Annotated in this window: 8 protein-coding genes and 3 pseudogenes; all 11 read right to left on the bottom strand. The window is 41.9% G+C overall.

What is annotated here, in order from left to right:
- A pseudogene (locus tag FDX14_RS18300) lies at positions 1-685 on the bottom strand (PAAR-like domain-containing protein); the annotation flags it as partial.
- Positions 686-887: 202 nt separating this feature from the next.
- Positions 888-1,064: an Imm50 family immunity protein gene (locus FDX14_RS25500; protein WP_252182542.1), complete on the bottom strand. Its 177-nt coding sequence runs from the start codon at positions 1,062-1,064 to the stop codon at positions 888-890.
- Complete coding sequence (locus tag FDX14_RS25495) at positions 1,061-1,264, bottom strand: hypothetical protein (RefSeq protein WP_252182540.1); 204 nt, start codon at positions 1,262-1,264, stop codon at positions 1,061-1,063. The genes FDX14_RS25500 and FDX14_RS25495 overlap by 4 nt, the downstream gene beginning before the upstream one ends.
- A 10-nt stretch (positions 1,265-1,274) precedes the next feature.
- The gene (locus FDX14_RS18290) at positions 1,275-1,472 is read right to left on the bottom strand and encodes an HNH/endonuclease VII fold putative polymorphic toxin (protein ID WP_072276958.1); all 198 of its coding nucleotides are present in this window, start codon (positions 1,470-1,472) and stop codon (positions 1,275-1,277) included.
- A gap of 17 nt (positions 1,473-1,489) precedes the next feature.
- On the bottom strand, positions 1,490-1,792 hold the full coding sequence (locus FDX14_RS18285; RefSeq protein ID WP_061381807.1) for a hypothetical protein: 303 nt from the start codon (positions 1,790-1,792) through the stop codon (positions 1,490-1,492).
- A gap of 22 nt (positions 1,793-1,814) precedes the next feature.
- Positions 1,815-2,111, bottom strand: a complete 297-nt coding sequence (locus FDX14_RS18280; protein ID WP_061381806.1) for a hypothetical protein — start codon at positions 2,109-2,111, stop codon at positions 1,815-1,817.
- 18 nt (positions 2,112-2,129) lie between these two features.
- Positions 2,130-2,219, bottom strand: a pseudogene (locus FDX14_RS25770) (RHS repeat-associated core domain-containing protein); the annotation flags it as partial.
- 504 nt (positions 2,220-2,723) lie between these two features.
- Positions 2,724-2,987 (bottom strand): immunity protein TriTu family protein, encoded by a 264-nt coding sequence (locus tag FDX14_RS25765; protein WP_137350013.1) that lies wholly within the window; start codon positions 2,985-2,987, stop codon positions 2,724-2,726.
- Positions 2,981-3,406: pseudogene (locus FDX14_RS18260) on the bottom strand (TreTu family toxin); the annotation flags it as partial. The pseudogene FDX14_RS18260 and the gene FDX14_RS25765, both read right to left, overlap by 7 nt.
- Positions 3,407-3,627: 221 nt before the next feature.
- Positions 3,628-4,035 (bottom strand): hypothetical protein, encoded by a 408-nt coding sequence (locus FDX14_RS18255; RefSeq protein ID WP_061381803.1) that lies wholly within the window; start codon positions 4,033-4,035, stop codon positions 3,628-3,630.
- A 9-nt stretch (positions 4,036-4,044) separates the two neighbouring features.
- Positions 4,045-4,940: RHS repeat-associated core domain-containing protein (locus FDX14_RS18250; RefSeq protein WP_286364587.1), on the bottom strand; the 896-nt coding region annotated here is incomplete at its 5' end.

Raw genomic sequence — 4,940 nt, 5'->3', positions numbered from 1 at the left:
CAGTACGCCGCCCGGCGGCATCGTACTCATAGCGCAGCGTCCGGCCACTGAAATCGGTCTCGCTGATAAGCTGGCCTGCGGCATCCAGGGTGTAGGTCCAGCATTCTCCGGCGGCATTGATAACCTGCTTCAGCCGGGTGAGGCCGTCATAAATAAAGCGGTAGCACTGCCCGTCAGGACGCGTCAGTGTTTTCAGCAGGCCAAAGCTACCGTACTCATAGTGCGTGGTTTTTCCTTCACCGTCGGTAAAGCTGGCAACCTGTTTTCCGGAACTGTGATCATATTGTTGTTCCACGCCGTCCGGCAGGGTGAGGTGCGTAACACTCCCGGAGAGGCTGGCGTGTTGGTTACTGTGGCGGTAAGTGGTTTTTTGTTGTAGCGGATCGCTGACGGTCAGCAGGCGTCCAAGCATATCCTGCTCAAGCCGGATTTCTCCCTGCGCCGGATCTGCGATGCAGTTCAGGCGGTGCAGGGGATCGTAACCATAGTGCCAGGTCTCACCGTCCGGCAGTACCTGCCGTAATACTTCGCCGTGGTCACCGTAATGCCAGTGACGCTGCCGACCCTGAGGGTCGGTCATTTCCCGCAGGCCGCCGTGTTCATCGTAGGTGAACTGCCAGATTTTATTACCCGGTCCCTGAAAACGGGTCAGATTACCGTGGGCATCATACTCATAGTGCAGCATGATCCCTCCCGGCAATGACAGCCGGGTGATGTCACCGTAGAGGTTATACTGCCAGGTGGTGGTTCGCCCCAGCGCGTCGGTCTGAGACTGCCGTTTGCTGTGCGCCCATTCAGTTAATGTTTCCCTTCCCAGTGGGTCTGCTTCACGGACGACCAGGCCGTCATCGTTATACTAGTTCTGGGGATCTTTCCTGGTTTTTATTTTATTGACTGATATATACTGAAGGCCCCATCAGTTGTATGTGAGAACATTTAAGATTTAAAAAAATATCATCTCCATTTATTAAAACCTCATTGTTATTAATATCTATCTCTATTTTTGCCAACATATCTGTAGACATGCCGTCTATTTTCAAATATTTAACTCCGCTACAATTTATACCACATCTACATCTATTATAACCTTTAACCCATTTCGGGGGGGGTTATCAGGCAATTCATTAACTAAGTCAAAAGCTATTAATACTGTAGCAGCTTCACGATCTATTTTGATGTCAAAAATATCGATTTCATTAACTTCAATATATTTAGTGAAAACCTTATTAAACAACATACTACCATCAATATCATTCCAGTACACATTGCGCTCCTCAAAATTCATAATGATCAAATGTACCAGGAACTGAACCCGTTCGAGTATTTTCGATTGGTCTTACATTTAAATGAGAACTTTGATTTCCTATTCCACTAGGATAAGAGTGTCCAGCAGAATGATCCTGGATGATAATTTTAGAACCATCCGCTCTGGTAAATTGATATTCTCTTGTCCAATTTACCCAAAATAGTATAAGCGGTTATCAATGCGTTAGTCTTTAATTAAAAATACATCCGCAACTTTTTTGGGCCCTTCATAAATCTCAAATTTATTATATTTTACCATTCTTTCTTGAGGTGCAGTGTCAAATAAGAATTGAACATATCCTTCAGAAATAAATTTCCCGTTTTCCATGATGGGTTTTTCTAATTCAAATACAACGCTCCAAGCGTTGTTTTGCCAAAAGATGTCTTCCTCTAAAAAACGAGAAACTGAATAATATCTGCCTATAGGTGGTGCGCTTTTTCTGCCACCTTCATTTTCTGAAAGCCATTCCACTCTAACTTTGTGCATGATTTATCTCTATAGTAAAATGCTAACATGTATATAGAAACTCTTTAGACCAAGTAAGCTTAGCGTATTCATTTAGATCACTAACTTGAGCATATCTTGCAGGACCGATACCATCTAGATGAGGATCAAAATGCATTCCGTTCGCGATCGAATCAGGAACGGTAACCTGAACAATCCTAAAACTTTCACCTCCATGCCCCATTTTATTCCCCCATGTAATGGCATATTCAAAGGATTCTGCAAACCATTTTCCTTCCATCTGACCATTTATCGACCATGAACCTGTTTTCATTAAATTCGAATATTCATCAAGGCTCATAGAACGATATAATACTTTTAAGCCTAAAGGATCAATCCAGCTTAATGGATTATGAACATATCCGTATGGCCTGATACCGCCAGCAAGTTTTATCGGATCAGGATAGAGAATCTACTCAATCAACAAATCATACTGTAGATTTCGTTCATACATGCCTGAAACCACTACGTCATACAGTGATCTCCCGATAACACTTCTCTACTTAATAATAAAAGCCGAAGAGATGGAGAATTTTCTCCAGCTTTTTATTATTTACCTCACTTTACCAGTAACTATTGCATTTATTTTATTATATAAATAATCACATGCATCACTCTCATTAAGTATTAAGAAATTCAACAATACCCGTTTTTATTCCTCGTTCATAGTAATATACTATCCATCTATTATTTTTCGAAGTCAACACATAGCTTTTCATTAGGTAATCAGCCATCCAATGAATAAATAGATTTGGATATTTTTCCTTTCTCGAGGAGAACCTTCAGTTCATTTTTCTTCACAATAATTATCGCCTTTCAAGAGAGCCATTATTTGGCAGGTCAGTTAATCGGCCATGTGGTCTTTATACGCCCTCGGACTTATCTATAGCTGTGATAATAAATAAATTTCCATTCATTCAATATTTTTCAAAAACATATTAAATGTATCAAGGAGTTTATCAAATGTCGAAAATTCGGTTCTTTTATTCATTTTATAATCTCCTGTATCAGCATCCATGACTTCCGACATGCAACTAAGATCATCCCAGACAGTAAATCTTGCTATATATTTTTCATTTTCAATATCAATCACCATGCTTTCGGATAAGGTGTTCGTATTATGCGAAAAATTATATGAAGCGTTATTAATTAGCCAGTGTTCAAATTTTCTTAACATATATCTAAAATTGCCCCATTGATTTTTTGACCCTTCAACTTTATGTTCGTAGCATCAGGTGTTTCGGGGACTGGTAATCCTTTTCGTTTTGCTAAACGCCCTTCGAGAGAATCTGGACCTACAATTTTTTCCCATCCTTCATTTGTAGGGACAAGCGATTCTCTGGGAACATCGAATTCTACATAGAATGCACCATTTTTAGCTTGCTTGCCAAAAGCATTAATATCAGCGGAATAAGCTACATGCGTTGTTCCTGTAGAACTTTGAACTACTTTACCTGTATCAATCATTTGTTGATATTCATCTGGCCCCATCCATCGCCCAACAGTAACAGACTCAAGCCCTAATGGATCAACATATTTCAGTGGATTAGGTACGTATGCGTAGCTGTTTATTCCACCACGTAGTCCTATCGGGTCAGGATGCGCAATCTATCCGTCTTGCTGATCGTGCCATCAACTTCGTATATAAATCATCAAAGTTGCAATGTCATAGTGCCATCGTCTGTCGTCATACATAGATAAAGTCATTCATAAACTGGGAAGGGATATTTTCTTAACCAGTTTTTAACTTGTTATATTTCAGAGCTGAAAATAAAGTTACATGATACTTTTTATTCGAAAAATCAAAATATTTGTCATTATTTAATCCGCTGCTCATATCTCAGTCTTGCTTCATTTCTCACAAATTCACTAGGATCATTTTCAGCCATTTCCTTTAAAATAGATGTTGGTAATTTTTTATTATAAGTTAATCTAACTCTAATCCCATCATCGGGATCTTTTGATAACAGTAAATAAATATCAAAATCCAATGGATATTTCGATGATATAGCATCCCTAACAATAGGATTTATATCTCTTGACAGGATGTCAATTATTTCTTTTGGTATGGATTTATTTCTTGCAACCCACACTTTCATATCATGATAATTTTCAATAAGATCCATCCAGACATCAAGAGGAGCCTCTTCTGTGGCCGCTCTGTTATACTCATCAGGAATCTCACTATTTCTCAATGAGACAAATTCTGCGCTATTTTTTATCATGGCATTAACTCACTTTATTCCTTTACAACCTTTTTTAGGGATACTTCGCCCCGTATTCCCTTTATGTTTATCAGGCATAAACTGACCATTTTCATCAGCATCTGCAATCCATTCTAGAGTGGTTGATGTTTCTCTATATACTTTGTACGCAGACCCACCGTGCCCGGTAGTGTCTTTAGACCACCACAAACCTGTTCTTCCATCTTTATAATATTTCTCCTTAAAAGGACCACCTTGCAAAATAGCTGTAGTCTTATCGCCATCTATTTGCCAACCAGTTAATCCAAGAGGATCAATCCACATCAGCGGATTTTTGACATATGAGTATGGATTTATCCCGCCACGTAGCCCTATCGGATCCGGCGAAACATACTGCCCCGTCTCTGCATCATAGTACCGGAATCGGTTATAGTGCAATCCGGATTCGTCATCCGCGTACTGCCCCGCAAAGCGCCACGGGCAATGAGGAGCGTTGTCTTCATCATTAGCCGCGCCCGGTCCACCGAAGCGATACTGCTCAGCCTTACCCCAGACGCTCAGCTTCTGCGCCCGGACCACTTCGCCGGTTTCCGTCAGCAGTTCTCTCGGTGTACCCATATGGTCACGGACCACATAGTGTAGTTGCCCGTTTTCATATCTGGCCCCCGGCGTCAGGGCTCCGGGTTCATACAGCCAGTACACGCTGTGTTCCACCGCAGCGGTGCCGTCGGCGTAAACCGGCGTTTCCGCCACCAGCAGGTCGCCGCTCCACTGGTAATCGTAACCCGCGATACCCAGCGTGGTTCTTTCCCGGCGCTTGCTGAGCCGGCGGCCAAAGGCGTCGTAGGTATAGCGCCAGCGTTCACCCTGTGGGGTGATAAGCTGTACCAGTTGGCCCATACCATCCCAGCGGTAGCGCCACCGCT

This window comes from Citrobacter sp. wls710 (assembly GCF_005281115.1).
GTDB classification, from domain to species: Bacteria; Pseudomonadota; Gammaproteobacteria; order Enterobacterales; family Enterobacteriaceae; genus Citrobacter; species Citrobacter werkmanii.
The sequence above is the reverse complement of the archived record's forward strand: the minus strand, read 5'-3'. Positions and strand labels throughout refer to the sequence as shown.